This is a genomic window from Saccharothrix sp. NRRL B-16314, assembly GCF_000716595.1.
Classification (GTDB): domain Bacteria; phylum Actinomycetota; class Actinomycetes; order Mycobacteriales; family Pseudonocardiaceae; genus Actinosynnema.
Genome location: NZ_JNXC01000002.1, coordinates 374,780 through 392,162 on the forward strand (window position 1 = coordinate 374,780; position 17,383 = coordinate 392,162).

Here is a 17,383-nt window from a genome sequence, read left to right on the forward strand (position 1 = left end):
CCCGGGGATCGGACGCCCTCACCAGCCGCGCAGCCGTTGGCGCCACCACGCCGCGGCGTGCCAGGGGCTGGTGGCCGCGGCGTCCGGGTCCGGCAGGGTGCGGCGGCGCAACTCGTCGTCCAGCGGCTCCACGACGCGCCGGAATTGGCGACGTCGCCGCGGGGACAGCGCGACCAACTCCTGTTCCAGCTGGTCACGGATGGTGACGACGTCCCAGAAGACTTCGCTCTCCGGGTACAGGTGGAGGTAGCGGCCGGGTCGGCGCAGCATGTTCCGGTACGTGTCGAGGACGGCGTGCAGCGACTCGTGCCCGCGTGGTCCGGCGGCGCGGATCGCGCCTGGCGTCCTACGCGGCATCCCCGGATCGAGTGAAGGTCATGCGTGCATCGTCGCACAGGTGTCCGGCTTGTCGGGGGTGTCTGCCACTGTGGGGCACATGGACGACAGCGCACTGCGGGAACTGGCCGAGGAACGGCTGAGGGCTTTGGCGGGCCCCCAGGCCGTCCTGCGTGACGACCAGTGGACGGCCATCCACGCGCTGGTGTCCCAACGGCGGCGGGCGCTGGTGGTCCAGCGGACGGGGTGGGGCAAGTCCGCCGTGTACTTCATCGCCACGGCGTTGCTGCGGTCCCTGGGCGAGGGGCCGACGGTGATCGTGTCGCCGTTGCTGGCGTTGATGCGCAACCAGGTCGACGCGGCGGCGCGGGCGGGCGTGCACGCGGCGACGATCAACTCGGCCAACACCGACGAGTGGCAGGACGTGCAGGACCGGGTGGCGTCCGGCGACGTCGACGTGCTGCTGGTGTCGCCGGAGCGGCTGAACAACCCGGACTTCCGGGACACGGTGCTGCCGTCGCTGACCGCGTCGGCGGGGCTGCTGGTGGTGGACGAGGCGCACTGCATCTCCGACTGGGGCCACGACTTCCGGCCGGACTACCGGCGGCTGCGGACGTTGCTGACCGAGCTGCCGGCCGGTGTGCCGGTGCTCGCCACCACGGCCACCGCCAACGACCGGGTGGTGCGTGACGTGGCCGACCAGCTCGGGCTCGGCGCGGGCACGGACACGCTGGTGCTGCGCGGGCCGCTGGACCGGGAGAGCCTGCGGCTGTCCGCGGTGCGGCTGCCCACCGCCGGCGCCAGGCTGGGGTGGCTGGCCGAGCACCTGGAGCGGCTGCCCGGCTCGGGGATCATCTACACGCTGACCGTGGCCTCGGCCGACGACGTGGCGGCGTTCCTGCGTGAGCGCGGGTACGAGGTGACGGCGTACTCGGGGCGCACGGACCCGGCGGAGCGCCAGCGCGCCGAGGAGGACCTGCTGGCGAACCGGGTGAAGGCGCTGGTGGCGACGTCGGCGCTGGGCATGGGGTTCGACAAGCCCGACCTGGGGTTCGTGGTGCACCTGGGCGCGCCGCCGTCCCCCATCGCGTACTACCAGCAGATCGGCCGCGCGGGGCGCGGGGTGGAGCGGGCCGAGGTGCTGTTGCTGCCCGGCCCGGAGGACAAGGACATCTGGGCGTACTTCGCTTCGCTGGCGTTCCCACCGGAACGGGTGGTGCGGCAGGTGCTCGACGTGCTGCCGGCGGACCGGGCGATGTCGACGGCCGCGTTGGAACCGATGGTGGAGTTGTCGCGCACCCGGCTCGAAGTGGTGTTGAAGGTGCTCGACGTGGACGGCGCGGTGCGGCGGGTGCGCGGCGGGTGGGTGTCGACCGGGCAACCGTGGTCCTACGACGCCGAGCGGTACGAGCGGATCGAGGCGGCGCGGCAGGTGGAGCGGCAGGCGGTGCTGGACTACCTGGCGACCGACGGCTGCCGAATGGAGTTCCTGTTGCGGCAGCTGGACGATCCGCACGCGGCGCCGTGCGGTCGGTGCGACAACTGCACGGGCGAGCGGCCTTCGGCGGAGGTGTCGGACGCGGCGGCGTCGGCGGCGAGGGAACGGTTGCTGCGGCCGGGCGTCGAGGTGGAGCCGCGCAAGATGTGGCCGACGGGGATGGCGGCGATCGGGGTGTCGTTGTCCGGGAAGATCCCGGCGGGCGAGGTCGCGACGACCGGGCGGGCGCTGGGGCGGTTGACCGACATCGGCTGGGGCAACCGGTTGCGGTCCTTGTTCGGGGCGGACGACCAGGAGATCCCGGAGGACGTCTTCGCCGCGTGCGTGAAGGTGCTGTCCGCCTGGGGTTGGGCGGAACGGCCGGTGGGCGTGGTGACGGTCGGGTCGCGGACCAAACCGGCGCTGGTGGGCAGCTTCGGACGGCGCATCGCGGAGGTGGGGCGGCTGCCGCTGCTCGGGCAGGTGTGGCTGGGCGAGGCACCGCGCCGGGTGAACAGCGCCCAGCGGCTGGCCGGGCTGGTGCGTGAGGTCGACGTGCCGGACCTGTCCACTGTGGACGGCCCGGTGCTGTTGGTGGACGACCAGGTCGACACCGGCTGGACGGTGACGGTCGCCGCGCGGCTGCTGCGGCGGGCGGGCGCGTCGGCCGTGCTGCCCTTCGCCCTGGCGGTGACGGCATGAGACCTTGAGCGGCGTGAGGCTGACCACGGAACGGTTGGTGCTGCGGGCGTTCACGGCGGCCGACGCACCGGCGTTCGCCGCGTACCGGTCGGACCCGGACGTGGCGAGGTACCAGGGTTGGGATGCGCCCTTCCCGTTGGCGCAGGCCGAGGAGTTCGTCCGGGAGGTCGGCGCGGCGGACCCGACCGAGCCGGGCTGGTTCCAGTACGCGGTCGAGGCGGACGGGGTGCTGGTCGGCGACGTCGGGGTAGGCCTGCACGACAACCGGATGCAGGCCGAGGTCGGCTACACCCTGGCGACCGCGCACCAGGGGCGTGGGTACGCGACGGAGGCCGTGCGACGGGTGTTGGCGCACCTGTTCGAAGAACACGGGTTGCACCGGGTGGCCGCCGAGTGCGACGCCCGCAACGAGCGGTCGGCACGGCTGTTGATGAGGCTCGGGTTCCGCCAGGAGGGACACCGGGTGCAGAGCACGTGGGCGAAGGGAGAGTGGACGGACGACCTGCTGTTCGGCCTGCTCGGCACCGAGTGGCGGGCCGCGCACGAGTAGATCGGGCCCGGTCCGGTTTGGTTAAGGATCTACCGACTTCGACGGCTTTGTGGTTGTGTCCAACCCATGGCTGCCGTGGAGACCGGGACCCAGCACCGCCTACCCGTCCGCAAGCTCGTCGCGGCGAGCATCGGCAACGCCATCGAGTGGTACGACTGGACCATCTACGCGACGTTCAGCATCTACTTCGCCACCCAGGTCTTCCCCAAGGACAACCCGCGGCTGGCGCTGATCAACACGCTCGCGGCTTACGCGATCGCGTTCTTCTTCCGGCCGCTGGGCGGGTACCTGCTCGGGCGGTTCGCCGACCTGCGCGGGCGGCGGACGGCGATGTTGCTGACCATCGTCCTGATGGCGGGCGGGTCGGTGGCGATCGGTATCCTGCCGACGTACACGCAGGTCGGGTGGCTCGCGCCGGTCCTGCTGCTGCTCGCCCGCGTGGCACAGGGCCTGTCGCTGGGCGGTGAGGTCTCCAACGCCTCGGCGTACCTGGCGGAGATCGCGCCACCGGAGCGCCGGGGCCGGTACTCGGCGTTCTTCTACATCTCCACCGGCGCGGCGGTGCTGGTGGCGTCGCTGCTCGGGTTCGTGCTGGCCCGCACGCTCGACCCGGCTCAGCTGGCGTCCTACGGCTGGCGGATCCCGTTCCTGGTCGGCGGCGTGCTGGGCCTGGTGGGCCTGTGGATGCGACGCAGCCTGGAGGAGACCGAGCAGTTCGAGCACAACAAGGTCAAGGCCAGGCAGCTCAAGCACCCGCTGATGACGACCCTGCGCGAGCACCCCAAGGCGGTCGTGCGGCTCGTCGGTTTCACCATGCTGTCGACGCTCTGCTACTACACGTTCTTCAGCGCGCTGACCCCGTTCGCGGTGTCCAAACGCGGCGCGGACCCGGTGGACGTCTTCCTGGCCCTGTCGATCGCCACGGCCTTGTTCATCGCCCTCCAGTACCCGATGGGCGCGTTGTCGGACCGGTTCGGCCGGAAACCGCAGCTGCTCGCCTGGTCTGCGGCTACGGCGGTGCTCGTGGTGCCGCTGTCCACGCTGATCGGGCCGGGCGTCGGCAACCTGCTCGTCGTGTTTTGCGTCGGCCTCGGCCTCTACACGGCCATGACGTCCATCGCGCCCGCCGTGATGAGCGAGCTGTTCCCGACGGAGCTGCGCGCCCTCGGCATCGGCTCCTGGTACAACCTGACCGTGGCGCTGTTCGGCGGCACGGCGCCGCTGGTGATCCAGGCGTTGCCCGGCACCACGTTCTTCGTCTACGTCGCGGTCGGCGCGGTCATCGCGTTCTTCGTGATCCTCACGATGCCCGAGACGAAGGGCGAGACCCTGCGGTGACACCGGCTTCGCGGTGCGGCCGGGCTCGACCAGCGCAGTGACCGGCGGGGGCCCAGCGGGGTACTGGCGGCAGGTCAGCGCCGCAACGGCACCAGGTCGTCGGCGTGCACGACTTCACGACGTTGCTCAGCCGGCAGGTCGCCGCTCTTGCGACCGATCAACGCGGGCAGCTCGGCGGCGTCGAAACCGACCACACCGCGCGCCACCACGTGCCCGGACAGGTCCACCAGCTCGACCACGTCACCGGCCTCGAACGCGCCCTCGACCCCGGTGATGCCGGCTGCGAGCAACGACCGCCGGCGGTCCACGACCGCGGCCACCGCGCCGTCGTCCAGGGACAGCCTGCCGGTCGCGTCGGCCGCGTGCCCGAGCCAGAAGCGGCGGGCGGTCAGCCTCGGGCCGGTCACCGCGAACGCCGTGCCGACGTCCGCTGTCGTCAACGCGCGTGCCGCGTCAGCCGCACCCGCCAGCAACACGGGGATGCCCGCCGACGCCGCCAACCGCGCCGCGGCCAGCTTGGACGCCATACCGCCCGTGCCCAGGCCGGACGCACCCACCGAACCCGCCCGCACGCCGTCCACATCGGACGCGCCGGCCACCTCGGTGACCCGCCGCGCACCAGGCTTCCGCGGATCGCCGTCGTACAGCGCGTCGACGTCGGAGAGCAGGAACAACGCGTCCGCGCCGACCAGGTGCGCCACCAGCGCGGCCAACCGGTCGTTGTCGCCGAACCGGATCTCCTCGGTGGCCACCGTGTCGTTCTCGTTCACCACCGGCACCGCGCCCAACGCCAGCAGCCGCGAGAACGTGCGCTGCGCGTTGCGGTAGTGCGAGCGTCGCACCACGTCGTCCGCGGTCAACAGCACCTGCCCGACGGTCAGCGAATACCGCCCGAACGAGTTCGCGTACGCGTGCGCCAACGCCAACTGCCCGACGCTCGCCGCCGCCTGCTGCGTCGCCAGGTCACGAGGCCGCCGGGTCACGCCCAGCGGCGCGAGACCGGCCGCGATCGCACCCGACGACACCAACACCACCTGGCTGCCCGCCGCACACCGCGCCGCGACCGCGTCCACCAACGCGTCCAGCCGGGTCGGGTCAAGGCCACCCTCGGCGGTGGTCAACGACGACGACCCGACCTTCACCACGACCCGGGACGCCGCGGACACGGCCTGCCGGGCCTGCGACGCCGCCACCGAACCGATCACTCGTCGTCGTCCTCTTCGAACTCGCCGTACTCCCCGGGGATGCGACGGGCCTTCTTCGCGGCCAACCGGTCGGACGCGCCGACCCGGTTGCTCACCTCGAGCCGCGCGTCCGTGCCGCGGCCGGTCAGCGTCATCGCGATGCCCGCCGGCGTCGTCGGCTCCCAGTCGAACACGAGGTCGCCGATGGTGACCTGGCAGCCCGGCTCGGCGCCCATCTTGACCAGCGTGTCCTCGACGCCGAGGCGGTTCAGCCGGTCCGCCAGGTAACCGACGGCCTCGTCGTTGTTGAAGTCGGTCTGCCGGATCCACCGCTCGGGCCGCTCGCCGCGCACGATGAAGCCGCCCTCGGTCTCCGGGTCCTCCACCACGGTGAAGCCCTGGTCGTCCAGGGCGCGGGGCCGCAGCACGATCCGGGTCGACTCCTGCTTCGGCCGCGAGGACCGGTACTCCTCCACCACGCGCGCCAACGCGAACGTCAGCTCCCGCAGTCCTTCACGGCTCGCCGTGGACACCTCGAACACCGGCAGGCCGCGGGCCTCGATGTCCGGGCGCACGATCTCCGCCAGGTCGCGGGCCTCCGGGATGTCGATCTTGTTCAGCACCACCACGCGCGGGCGTTCGGCCAGGTCGTCGGCCAGGGAGGGGGTGTACTTCGCCAGCTCCTCCTCCAGCGCGTCGATGTCCGACAGCGGGTCCCGACCCGACTCGTAGGTCGCGCAGTCCACCACGTGCACCAGTACCGCGCACCGCTCGATGTGCCGCAGGAAGTCCAGGCCGAGGCCCTTGCCCTCGGACGCGCCGGGGATCAGGCCGGGCACGTCCGCCATCGTGAAGATGGTGTCGCCGCCCGTGATCACACCCAGGTTCGGCACCAGCGTGGTGAACGGGTAGTCGGCGATCTTCGGCTTGGCCGCGGACAGCACCGAGATCAGCGACGACTTGCCCGCCGACGGGAAGCCGAGCAGGCCGACGTCCGCGACGGACTTCAGCTCCAGCACGAGGTCGTGCTGCTCACCCGGTTCACCCAGCAGGGCGAAACCGGGGGCCTTGCGGGCCTTGGAGGCCAGGGACGCGTTGCCGAGACCGCCGCGACCTCCCTGGGCCGCGATCAGCCGGGTGCCCTCGCCGACGAGATCCGCGACCATCTCGCCGTCGGGCGTGAGCACCACGGTGCCGTCGGGGACGCGCAGTTCGAGGTCGGCGCCGTGCGCGCCGTCGCGGTTGCCGCCCTGACCGCCCTTGCCGCTGCCCGCGCTCGCGTTCGGGCGGAAGTGGAAGTCGAGGAGCGTGTGCACCTGCGAGTCGACGACCAGCACGACGTCGCCGCCCTTGCCGCCGTTGCCGCCATCGGGGCCACCCAGCGGCTTGAACTTCTCGCGATGCACGGAGGCGACCCCGTTGCCCCCGTCACCTGCGGCGACGTGGATGACGACCCGGTCGACGAAGCGGGACACGGGGATTTCCTTTCCGGAGAAGCAACGAGGGGCGGGAGCCGGAATGCACCGGTCCCGCCCCTCGTCGGAGGTCGTTCCGTCGTACGCCCGAGGCGCTTAAGCAGCAGCCTCGACCGGGACGATGTTCACGGTCTTGCGACCGCGCTTGGAGCCGAACTCGACCGCGCCGGGCGTCAACGCGAACAGCGTGTCGTCCTTGCCGCGACCGACGTTGACGCCGGGGTGGAACTTGGTGCCGCGCTGGCGGATCAGGATCTCGCCGGCCTTGACGACCTGACCGCCGAACCGCTTGACGCCGAGGTACTGGGCGTTGGAGTCACGGCCGTTGCGGGAGCTGGACGCACCCTTCTTGTGTGCCATGGCTAGTCAGATCCTCACTTACCGGTGATGCCGGTGACCTCGACGCGGGTCAACTTCTGGCGGTGACCCTGGCGCTTGTGGTAGCCGGTCTTGTTCTTGAACTTGTGGATGCGGATCTTGGGGCCCTTGGTCTGCTCGACGACCTTGCCGGTCACCGAGATCTTCGCCAGGGCGTCCGCCGCGGAGGTGACGTTCTCGCCGTCCACGACGAGGAGCGGCGCCGCGAAGGTGATCTCGGTGTCCGGCTCGCCTGCGAGCTTCTCGACCTCGATGACGTCGCCGACAGCCACCTTGTACTGCTTGCCGCCGGTCTTGACGATCGCGTACATCGGGACGGGAGTCTCCTGCTACTCGACGGGACGGGTCGCGCGCGCCTCGGCTGCACTTGGATGAGCGAGCTGGGCTTCACGCGACAGGGCCCACCGGACGGCGGGCCGCTTACCAGGTTACGTGGCGGTGGACTGCGGGGTCAAACCGGGGTCGATCTCCCGGGATTCGCCTGGTCACCGCCCCGCTCAACGCCGGTGCCCGCCTGACCCGGGACGGGCGCGACAGCCTCACAGGGGCGCTCCCAGCCGGGCGACGAGGGGCGTGCCGTGACCGGTGACGCGCGCCGCCGGGGCCGTTCACGACGAACCGCTGCCCAGCGGGGCTGGACAGCGGTTCGTCGGGTCTTGCGGGTCGGTGCTCCCGGTCGGCGCTCGGCCGACCGGGGCTCCCTCAGCCTTCCTTGACCGCGCCCAGCGGCGGGCCGGCGGGCCGGGAGGCGGCACGGCGGGGCGCGCGGCGACGCGCGGTCACCGCGGGCTCCGGGGCGTGGCCGTTGAGCTGCTGGTCGCCCGAGGGCTCGACCGGCGCCGCCGGTGCGACCTCGGCGGCCACCGGCTGGACCGTCGGCTGGACGATCGGCTCGGGAGCCGGCTGGGCCTTGGGCGGAGCGCTCGCCCTGGTGACCCGTCCGACCCGTCCGCTCCGCGTGGCCTTGACCGGCGCGGCCGGGGCCTCGTCCGCCGCCACGGGGGCGACGGGCGCGGGCTCGGCGGTCTGAGCCGCCGTGGCGGGCTCAGGAGCCGCCACGGGCTCGGCCTGCGCGGCGGGCTCGGGGGCCCCAGCGGGCTCGGGGGCCGTGACGACCGGCTCGGCGGCCGGCTCGGCACCCCTCACGTCCGCCGTGGCCGAGTCCGCAGTGGGGCCGGCCGGTTCGACCGGAGCCGCCTCGACGGGCTCGTCACCGTGCTTGACGACGGCGCCGGCTTCCCGACGTGCCCGGCGACGCTGGCGGCGGTCGCGCTTCGGGGTCTCCGGCGCGGCCTCCTCCTCGATCACCGCGGCCACCGGCTCGTCCGACGTCGGCTGCTCGCTGATCGCCTCCGGCTCCTCGGTCGGCTCGACGGTCTGCTCGGCCACCGGCTCCGGCACGTCGACGACCTTGCCGCGGCGCGACTTCCGGCCACCCTGCTGTTGCTGCTGCTGAGCGGGCTGGCCACCGCCGTTGCCGTGCGCCTGGACGGGCTCGGTCGACATGACCACGCCACGCCCGCGGCAGTGCTCGCAGGTGCTGGAGAACGCCTCCAGCAGCCCGGTGCCGACCCGCTTGCGGGTCATCTGCACCAGACCCAGGGACGTCACCTCGGCCACCTGGTGGCGGGTGCGGTCACGGCCGAGGCACTCGGTCAGCCGGCGCAGCACCAGGTCGCGGTTCGACTCCAGCACCATGTCGATGAAGTCGATCACGATGATGCCGCCGACGTCCCGCAACCTCAGCTGGCGGACGATCTCCTCGGCCGCTTCCAGGTTGTTCCGGGTCACCGTCTCTTCGAGATTTCCACCCGAACCGGTGAACTTGCCGGTGTTCACGTCGATGACCGTCATCGCTTCGGTGCGGTCGATGACCAGGTAGCCGCCCGACGGCAGCCAGACCTTGCGGTCCAGCGCCTTGAGCAGCTGCTCGTCGATCCGGTACTCGGTGAACGCGTCGTTGGTGCCCACGTGCTTGCGCAACCGTTCCTGGAGGTCCGGCGCGACGTGCCGCACGTAGGCGTCGATGGTCTCCCACGCGTCCGCGCCCTGGACGACGAGCGCGGCGAAGTCCTCGGTGAACAGGTCGCGGACGACCTTCACCAGCAGGTCCGGCTCTTCGTAGAGCAGCTGCGGCGCCTGGGCCTTCGGCACGTCGGCCCGGTCCTTGATGACCTGCCACTGCGCCTGCAGGCGGGTGACGTCGCGGGCCAGCTCCTCCTCGGCTATGCCCTCCGAGGCGGTGCGGATGATGACGCCCGCGTCCTCGGGGACCACGCGCTTGAGGATGTCCTTGAGGCGCTTGCGCTCGTTGTCGGGCAGCTTGCGGCTGATGCCGGTCGCGCCACCGCCGGGCACGTACACCAGGAAGCGACCGGGCAGGCTGATCTGGGTGGTCAGCCGGGCGCCCTTGTGGCCGACCGGGTCCTTGGTGACCTGCACCAGCACGCTGTCGCCGGACGACAGGGCCTGCTCGATCTTGCGGGCCTTGCCCTCGAGGCCGGCCGCGTCCCAGTCGACCTCGCCCGCGTAGAGCACCGCGTTGCGGCCACGGCCGATGTCGATGAACGCCGCCTCCATCGAGGGCAGCACGTTCTGCACCCGGCCGAGGTAGACGTTGCCGACCAGCGAACCGCTGCCCGACGAGGTCACGAAGTGCTCGACCAGGACGCCGTCCTCCAGCACGCCGATCTGCGTGCGGTCACCGCGCTCGCGCACCACCATCGTGCGCTCCACGGCCTCGCGCCGGGCCAGGAACTCGGCCTCGGACAGCACCGGGGCACGGCGGCGACCGGCCTCGCGGCCGTCACGGCGGCGCTGGCGCTTGGCCTCCAGCCGGGTGGAACCGCGGACGCTGCGGACCTCGTTCTGCGCGGCCTCGGAGTCGGCCTTGTCGTCGCGCGCGTCGCGGCTGGTGCTCTCGCGGACGTGCACGACCGTGTTCGGCGGGTCATCCTCGCTCGGGCCGGCTTCTTCCTCCGCGCCGGTCTTGCGACGACGGCGACGCCGACGGCGCCGGCTGCCCGGACCCTCTTCGTCGGCCGAAGGCTCCTCGGCGGCTTCGGTCTCCGCTTCGGCCTCGGCGGGCTCTTCGCCCTGCTCGTCCTCGCCGTTCTCGTCGCCGACGCCCTTGCCGCGACCGCGACCACGGCGGCCACGACGACGGCGGCGACGGCCTTCGCCCTCGTCACCCGCGTCCTCGGCGGCGTGCTCGTCGGACTCGTCCTCGGAGTCGTCCTCGTCCTCGACGACCTGCGGCTTCACGACCGGCGTCGGGGGCAGGAACATCGCCGACGGCGGGGCGAACAGAGGCGCGAGCGGCGCCACGTCGCGGGCCACCGCCACGGGTTCCTCGGTCTGTTCGTCCACGTCGCCGGTGACGATGTCGTCCCAGCCCCGCAGGCTCTCGGCGACCTTGAGCGCGAGATCGCGGCTCACGCTCGACTGCACGCCCTTGACCGGTTCACCGAGGTCGGCGAGGGCCGCCACCACGTCCCGGCTGCTCGCGCCGAGCAGCTTGGCCAGCGCGTGCACCCGGAGCTTGGCGGGTAGATCCGCCAAGGGTGTGGCGTTACCCCCGCCGGCGGCGCCGGCAGGCTTTTCCGTGTTCGACAATGCAGCTCCTCCGCCCCCGGGCGCGTCCCAACCGACGCGGCCGCGCAGGGGCCTCTCTTGTCCACTCACCGCCGCGGCTGGCGGCGGGAATCCTTGCCTCGCGCTGTGGCGCCCGCCCGTGGGGCACGCGGCACAGCAGGTCCGATAACACTTTCGACGACGCCGTCAGCGCCGCTCCGCACCACCCGGTCAGACCTCCGCCGCCCTGTCCAGGGCAAGCGGGTCGACCAGGCCGCCTTCGTCGTCGAGCCGCCCCTGCGCCATCCGGGTCGCCTTCGCGGGCACCGGCGGAACCAGGTCGGCGACGACTCGGAGCGCACTCAGCACGTCGTCGGGTCTCACGGTAGGGGTTGTCTGCCGTACGACCGTCATGAGTATCCCACACGGCCGTGACAAATCTCGTGCATCGTGTCCCGCGTCGCTCGATTGCGCGTCGGTCTGCACTCCGACCTGCGCCGATACGATCGCCGGCCGGACGTCCACGATCTTCTTGCCGTCCTTGGTCAACCGCTCCACCTCGACCGACCCGGCGGTCAGCAGGGCGGTCACGGCTTCGGACAGTTCTTCGGGCGACACGCCGGGCAGCTCCACCCGCCAGGCGCTGGCGTCGATCCGCTCGGGCAGCGTGCCGCCGGTCGACTGGACGACCTCCAGGATGTCGAGGCCCGGCGGCAGCACCGCGTCCAGGGCGGTCCGCAGCGCGTCCGGGTCCACCCGGTCGACGACCTGCACCTCGACGTACTCGGCCTCGCTCGCCACGCCGGTCGGCGCCGCGCCGACCCACGACACCTTCGGGTGAGGGCTGAAGCCCTGGGAGTAGGCCATGGGGACACCCGCCCGTCGCAGCGCGCGCTCGAACGCCCGCGCGATGTCGCGATGTGACGTGAACCGCAGCCGGCCGCGCTTGGCGTAGCGCAGTCGCAGCTTCTGCACGGGTGCGGCCGACGGGTTGGGCTGCTGCTGGCGGCTCAGGACTACTCCCCTTGGGTACCGGGTGGCTCCACGATGGGGTGACCACCCCAACGGTCCACGGTCCTACTCCACCAGGACGGTACCTTGGACCCGTTCGGCACCGTTGCGCTTGTCTGCTTCGCCCGGCGTGGCTACCGTCCGGCAACAGCAGTCCCGATCGTCGGCTCGCCCCGGAGTCCGATCGACGGCTCGAGTCCGGCACCCCGACCGGTCAAGCACTGGAGGTCCCCCGTGCCTCTGCACCGCCGCGTCCGAGCGGTCGCGGTCAGCGCGGCGCTGCTCGCGGCAGGCTGCTTCGCGGCGACCACGCCCGCGGCGGCCCACCCCGCGGAGGAGCCGATGACCGCGCCGGGCTGCGTCCAGCCCGGTCCGACCCTGCGCTACCTGGTGGTGTTCGCCGCCGGGACGAGCGCGCCGCTGGCCGAGGCCCAGGTCGCCGCCGCGTGCGGCTCCACGACCCGGTACTACCCGCAGATCGCGGTGGCCGTCGCCGTGTCCGCCGATCCCCGGTTCGGGCAGCGGATCGGCGTGGACCGGGCGTACAGCGCGCAGTTCGACGGCCTGTCCAAGCGCACCGGCGCTCCCGCGACGCCGAAAGAGGGCCGGGAGAAGAAGCCGGACGACGAGGCGGCCGGCGGGCGTGCCCCGTCGGGCGCGGCGGACCGCACCGCCGAGCAGTGGGACATGGATTTGATCCGGGTGGCCGAGGCGCACGCGGTGAGCACCGGCAGCCGGGACGTGGTGGTCGGCGTGCTCGACTCCGGCATCGACCCGGCGCACCCGGACCTGGTGGACGCGCTGGACCCGGCGCTGTCCGCGGGCTGCACGACCGGTGTGGCCGATCCGACGCCGGCGGCCTGGTCGCCGACGACGTCCGGGCACGGCACGCACGTGGCGGGCACGATCGCGGCGGCCGACGACGGTTTGGGCACCACGGGGGTCGCGCCGGGCGTGCGGATCGCGTCGGTGAAGGTCGTGGACGATGCCGGGTTCATCTACCCCGAGTACGCGGTGTGCGGGTTCATGTGGGCCGCCGAGCAGGGCATGACCATCACCAACAACAGCTACTTCATCGACCCGTGGGTGTTCACCTGCCAGAACAAGCAGGGCCAGTCGGTGGTCTACGAGGCCGTGCGGCGCGCGGTCGAGTACGCCGGGTCGCAGGGCGTGCTGACGGTGGCGGCGGCGGGCAACGCGGCGGCGGACCTGACCAAACCGGGGCACGACGCGCTGAGCCCGACCAACGCCGCGCCGGAGGACGTGCGGCCCCGGCCGGTGGACAACACGTGCCTGGTGCTGCCGGCGCAGCTGCGCAACGTGGTGGCGGTGTCGTCGGTGGGCGCGGAGAAGGTCAAGGCGGGGTACAGCTCGTACGGGCTGGGCATGGTGGACGTGACGGCGCCGGGCGGCGACCGCCGGCAGTCGCCGGACGACGCGAAGAACGGGTGCGTGCTGTCGACCGTGCCGGCCGCCGGGTACGACTACTCGTGCGGCACGTCGATGGCCGCGCCGCACGTGTCCGGGGTGGCTGCGCTGCTGGCGTCCACGCACCCCCGGGCCAGTGCCAACGACCTGACCCGGATGCTCAACGCGCAGGCCGAGACGTTGCCGTGCCCGGCGGACTACGACCTCAACGGCACGGGTGTGCAGGACGCGTTCTGCACGGGCTACTCGGAGTACAACGGCTTCTACGGGCACGGGATGGTCGACGCGCTGGCGGCCGTGCGGTCCACGCCTTAGTTGATCACCCGACGGGTCAGGGCCTGATCAGGCCGAGCACGGGCCCTGGTGGCGGCGCAACGCCCCCGCGAGGTCGGCCCGGCCGGCGATGCCGAGCTTGCGGTAGGCACCGGACAGGTGCAGCTCGACCGTGCGGCGGGTGAGGAACAGGGCTTCGGCGATCTGCCGGTTGGTCAGGCCCTGGGCGGCCATGCCGGCGACGCGGGTCTCCTGCTTGGTCAACCCGTGCACGGTGCCGTGCGCGGTGGCCGGCTCACAGGCGCGCAGTTCCTCCGCGGCACGGCGGATCAACGGCTTGGACTCGCACCGGGCGCTCAGCTCGACGGCCTGCCGCAGGTGCGGGATGGCGCGTTCGGCCCGGCCCCGGCGGCGCAGCCGCGCGCCCAGTTCGAGCAGCGCCTCGGCGTGCGCCAGCCGGGCGACCGACTCGGTCAGGTAGTCCACCGCCTTGGCCAGCGCGCGGGTCGCGGCATCGTCGTCCGCGGTGAGGCCGACGGAGATCAACGCGGTGCCCATCGCGCGCGGCGTGCCCCAGCGCTTGGCGCGGGCCAGGTCTTCGGCGGCCAGCTGCGCGGCGGCCTCACGGCGTCCGAGCGCGAGGTTCGCCCGCACCGCCGGCGCCCGCCACGGCAGGATCGCCGGGCTGTCGATCTTGGACGCGCCGAGTCTTCGCCCGCATTCGAGCAGGTCCGCCAGTGCGCCGCCCGGGTCGCCGGCGGCGAGCTTCAGCTTGCCCCGCGCGAACAGGGTCACGTTGTGCTGGAACAGCTCCGGCAGGTCGTCTGCGAAGCCGTGACACGCGACCAGGTCCTGTGCCTCCTCGAACCGACCGAGGTCGACCAGGACCTCCGCGAGCCGGGCCACGCACAGGATCGCCATGGGGCACACCGCGACCGCGCCGAGCTCGTCGAACAGCCGCAGCTGCCACTTGAGGAACGTCTTGGCCCGGACCAGGTCACCGCGGGCGAGGAAGTCCATGCCGTGCGCCATCGAGACGACCGTGCCCTTGCGCAGGTGGTAGTCGTGCGGCTCGGCCTCGCTGCCGATCATGCGGCGGAACCGGTCGGACAGCTCCGGCGCGTCGGCCATGAAGCACGTGCTGACGGTGAACACGAACGGCTGCACGAACACGTCGACCCGTTCGCCCTCCAACGCCTCCGCCGCGTGGCGCAAGGCCTCCTCGGCCGACTCGCCGCGCAAGGCGTGCCCGAGCGAGAGGAGCGCGGAGTGGACCTGGCGCAGCCGCGCCGAGTGCGGCACCTCCGACTCCAGCTCGTCGGTGAACATGCTGGCGCGCAACGCGAGCGCGACGTCGTTGCCCGCGCCGGCGAGGTACGACATGACCCGGAGCTCCCACGACTCGTCGTGCTCCTGGGAGGTGAGGCGGGACACCAGTTGCAGCCCGATCGACACCGCGAGGCGCGCTTCCGGTCCGCTGCACAGCCTCAGCAGCATGGTGACGGCCTGACCGGCGGCCGACCTGGCGTCGTCGGCGTGCGCGAGCGCGTCCCGCAGCCGGGCCATGCCGGCCTCCTGGTCGACCAGGAACGTCACGTGCACCAGTTCCAGCTGCACGGCGAGGCGTTCGTCGGACGACAGGCGTTCCTCCAGCGCGCGCCCGAGGTAGTCGCGCGCCGCGTCCAGCCGGTCGTCGTAGATCGCTTTGCGGGCCGCGCGCCGCAGGATTTCCACGCCCCACGGGAGCGGCACGGCGGGCGCTTCCCGCAGGTGCTCGGCGATCCGCTCGTCCGGCGCGCCCTCGTCCCGCAGCAGCACGGCGGCACGCGCGTGGTCGGCGGCCCTGGTGGCGACCGGGAGGTCCGCCGACACGGAGTTACGGAGGTAGGGGTGGACGAAGCCGAGCGGGCAGTCGTCGCGGAACACGTGCAGCCGCACCAGTCCGTCGATGATCCGCACCGCGCTGCGCGGTTCGACGCCCGCCATCGCGGCGAGCCGGTCCGCGGTCGCGTCCTCCCCCAGCACGGCCGCGGCCCGCACCACCTCCACCGCACCCTCGTAACGGCGCAGCCGCAGCCGCAGCGCAGCGCCGACGTCCGCCGAGCCGAGCGCGCGCACGTCGACCGCGGTGGGGTGCTCGGGCAGTTGGTCGGCCAACGCGGCCAGCAGTGTGGGGTTGCCGCCGGTGACGTCCCGGCAGGCGGACGCGGACGCATCGCCGACGAGCCCGGCCACCGCCGTGACGTCCAGCCCGGCCAGTTCGAGGTGCTCGTGGTGCGCGCCCACCAGCTCGGACAGCGCCACGTCGCCGAGCGGCGGCTGACCGGTGGTGGCGCCGAGCACCACGGCCAGCGGCTGGTCGGCGACCCGGCGCAGCACGTAGGCGAGGCAGCGCAGGGACCAGCTGTCGGACAGGTCCACGTCGTCCACGAGCAGCAGCAGCGGTCCTCGGCCCAGCGCCTCCCGGACCACCCGGTAGAACCAGTCCAGGGGCTCGGCCGGCCCTTCGTGCAGCGCTTCCACGAGTCGGCCGACCACACCGCCGCGCAGGTCGCTCTCCAGCCGGGTGCCGGCCGCCGTCGCCACCGGGAAGCCGAAGGCCCGCGCCTCGTCGGCGGTCGCGGCCAGCAGGGCCGACTTGCCGCTGCCGATCTCGCCGGTGACGAGCAGCGTCGTGGTGCGGCCCGCCAGCACTCCGCGCAGCAGCCCTCGAACGGCGCGCAGTTCGCCGTCCCGGCCCGGGAGTGGCGTCGGGTCCGCTGGAGTCACCGGAGAGCTCCGATCTGCTGCGGCGCAGCCGGGGCGGTCGATCGGAACCACCACGGTAGGACACCTGTCCAGGCCCTTCGGTACCGAAGGGGCGCGATCCCCGCCCCCGGATTTCCTTCGGTGCCCACCGTAGAGACGTCGACGCCGTGCTTCCGCGAGAATCGAGGTCCGACTTCCACGAGTCGATTCACCGGCACCCCGGACGATAATCGCGCCGCCGTGCGCGCATTTCTTCCCGCACCGGAAACCGACTTCCTCAGCGCCATTCGCGCAACGCGCGGCGCAGGATCTTCATCGCGTTGTAGACCCGCGACTTCACGGTGCCCTCGGGAATGCCGAGCACCAGCGCAGCCTCGCGCACGGTACGGCCGCACACGTACGTCTCGTAAATGACCGCGCGGTGTTCGGCGCCGAGCCTGCCGATCACGTCGTTGATCACCATGATGGACAGCCGCTGCTCCGTCTCGTCCGGCGCCTCGACCGCGTCCGGGCTGGTCAGTTCCACTTCCCGCGGCCTGGCCTGCCGCGTGCGCCACCCGTCGATGACGATCCTCCTGGCTACCGTGACCAGCCAACCCCGGAGCATCCGCGGGTCGCGGACCAGCGTCTCGGCGTTCTGCCAGGCACGGATCAAGGTCTCCTGGACCACGTCCTCGGTCCACTGCCGGTCGTGGTTGGTCAGCCCGAGCACGTGGGCGTGCAGCGCGCCCCTGAACTGCGAGTAGAGCGCGGTGACGAGTTCTTCACCGGAACCCTTGTCGCCCAGTCCGACCCCACCCGGTGAATTCATGGAGTACCCAACCTCCCGGAGTCCGCATGCGGCGGGGCGAATGAGACCATGCCGAACGTACTACAGGAACGGGCTGCGATCCACCGGTTCTGAAAGGAT

13 protein-coding genes are annotated in these 17,383 nt (G+C 72.3%); 4 read left to right on the forward strand and 9 right to left on the reverse strand.

Annotated features, from left to right (window positions below; translation table 11 throughout):
- Window positions 1–18 precede the first annotated feature (18 nt).
- Entirely contained in the window at window positions 19–357 is a 339-nt protein-coding gene (locus OQ02_RS06810; RefSeq protein ID WP_033437365.1) for a hypothetical protein, read from the reverse strand.
- Window positions 358–436: 79 nt separating this feature from the next.
- On the opposite strand from OQ02_RS06810, the gene OQ02_RS06815 reads away from it, so the two are divergent.
- The 3 genes from OQ02_RS06815 (at window position 437) to OQ02_RS06825 (ending at window position 4,403) form a co-directional block, all read left to right on the forward strand.
- On the forward strand, window positions 437–2,515 hold the full coding sequence (locus OQ02_RS06815) for a RecQ family ATP-dependent DNA helicase (protein ID WP_033437366.1): 2,079 nt from the start codon (window positions 437–439) through the stop codon (window positions 2,513–2,515).
- A gap of 13 nt (window positions 2,516–2,528) precedes the next feature.
- Window positions 2,529–3,065 carry a GNAT family N-acetyltransferase gene (locus OQ02_RS06820; protein ID WP_033437367.1) on the forward strand — a complete coding sequence of 179 codons (537 nt, stop codon included), beginning with the start codon at window positions 2,529–2,531 and terminating at the stop codon, window positions 3,063–3,065.
- Window positions 3,066–3,131: 66 nt separating this feature from the next.
- Window positions 3,132–4,403 carry an MFS transporter gene (locus OQ02_RS06825; protein WP_033437368.1) on the forward strand — a complete coding sequence of 424 codons (1,272 nt, stop codon included), beginning with the start codon at window positions 3,132–3,134 and terminating at the stop codon, window positions 4,401–4,403.
- A 74-nt stretch (window positions 4,404–4,477) separates the two neighbouring features.
- Here OQ02_RS06825 and proB read toward each other — a convergent pair whose 3' ends face one another.
- From proB to OQ02_RS06855, 6 genes are all read right to left on the reverse strand, one after another.
- Window positions 4,478–5,608 (reverse strand): glutamate 5-kinase, encoded by a 1,131-nt coding sequence (gene proB, locus OQ02_RS06830; RefSeq protein ID WP_197043228.1) that lies wholly within the window; start codon window positions 5,606–5,608, stop codon window positions 4,478–4,480.
- Window positions 5,605–7,062 (reverse strand): GTPase ObgE, encoded by a 1,458-nt coding sequence (obgE, locus tag OQ02_RS06835; RefSeq protein WP_033437369.1) that lies wholly within the window; start codon window positions 7,060–7,062, stop codon window positions 5,605–5,607. The genes proB and obgE overlap by 4 nt, the downstream gene beginning before the upstream one ends.
- A gap of 96 nt (window positions 7,063–7,158) precedes the next feature.
- Window positions 7,159–7,422 carry a 50S ribosomal protein L27 gene (gene rpmA, locus OQ02_RS06840; RefSeq protein ID WP_033437370.1) on the reverse strand — a complete coding sequence of 88 codons (264 nt, stop codon included), beginning with the start codon at window positions 7,420–7,422 and terminating at the stop codon, window positions 7,159–7,161.
- Window positions 7,423–7,436: 14 nt separating this feature from the next.
- Window positions 7,437–7,751, reverse strand: coding sequence for a 50S ribosomal protein L21 (gene rplU / locus OQ02_RS06845; RefSeq protein ID WP_033437371.1), 315 nt, complete (start codon window positions 7,749–7,751; stop codon window positions 7,437–7,439).
- A 391-nt stretch (window positions 7,752–8,142) separates the two neighbouring features.
- Window positions 8,143–11,055, reverse strand: coding sequence for a translation initiation factor IF-2 N-terminal domain-containing protein (locus tag OQ02_RS06850; protein ID WP_033437372.1), 2,913 nt, complete (start codon window positions 11,053–11,055; stop codon window positions 8,143–8,145).
- Between the two features lie 189 nt (window positions 11,056–11,244).
- On the reverse strand, window positions 11,245–11,988 hold the full coding sequence (locus OQ02_RS06855; protein WP_033437373.1) for a TIGR03936 family radical SAM-associated protein: 744 nt from the start codon (window positions 11,986–11,988) through the stop codon (window positions 11,245–11,247).
- 270 nt (window positions 11,989–12,258) lie between these two features.
- Between OQ02_RS06855 and OQ02_RS06860 the strand changes: the two genes are divergently transcribed.
- Entirely contained in the window at window positions 12,259–13,767 is a 1,509-nt protein-coding gene (locus tag OQ02_RS06860; protein ID WP_033437374.1) for a S8 family peptidase, read from the forward strand.
- A gap of 27 nt (window positions 13,768–13,794) precedes the next feature.
- Here OQ02_RS06860 and OQ02_RS06865 read toward each other — a convergent pair whose 3' ends face one another.
- Both OQ02_RS06865 and OQ02_RS06870 read right to left on the reverse strand, forming a co-directional pair.
- Window positions 13,795–16,494: a helix-turn-helix transcriptional regulator gene (locus OQ02_RS06865; RefSeq protein ID WP_156076905.1), complete on the reverse strand. Its 2,700-nt coding sequence runs from the start codon at window positions 16,492–16,494 to the stop codon at window positions 13,795–13,797.
- Between the two features lie 256 nt (window positions 16,495–16,750).
- Window positions 16,751–17,284 carry a sigma-70 family RNA polymerase sigma factor gene (locus OQ02_RS06870; protein ID WP_051771958.1) on the reverse strand — a complete coding sequence of 178 codons (534 nt, stop codon included), beginning with the start codon at window positions 17,282–17,284 and terminating at the stop codon, window positions 16,751–16,753.
- Window positions 17,285–17,383 lie beyond the last annotated feature (99 nt).

Coding starts and splice junctions, on each gene's coding strand:
- rpmA (WP_033437370.1), bottom strand. CDS start 7,422: ATGGCACACAAGAAGGGTGCGTCCAGCTCCCGCAACGGCCGTGACTCC.
- OQ02_RS06825 (WP_033437368.1), top strand. CDS start 3,132: ATGGCTGCCGTGGAGACCGGGACCCAGCACCGCCTACCCGTCCGCAAG.
- OQ02_RS06810 (WP_033437365.1), bottom strand. CDS start 357: ATGCCGCGTAGGACGCCAGGCGCGATCCGCGCCGCCGGACCACGCGGG.
- rplU (WP_033437371.1), bottom strand. CDS start 7,751: ATGTACGCGATCGTCAAGACCGGCGGCAAGCAGTACAAGGTGGCTGTC.
- OQ02_RS06815 (WP_033437366.1), top strand. CDS start 437: ATGGACGACAGCGCACTGCGGGAACTGGCCGAGGAACGGCTGAGGGCT.
- OQ02_RS06870 (WP_051771958.1), bottom strand. CDS start 17,284: ATGAATTCACCGGGTGGGGTCGGACTGGGCGACAAGGGTTCCGGTGAA.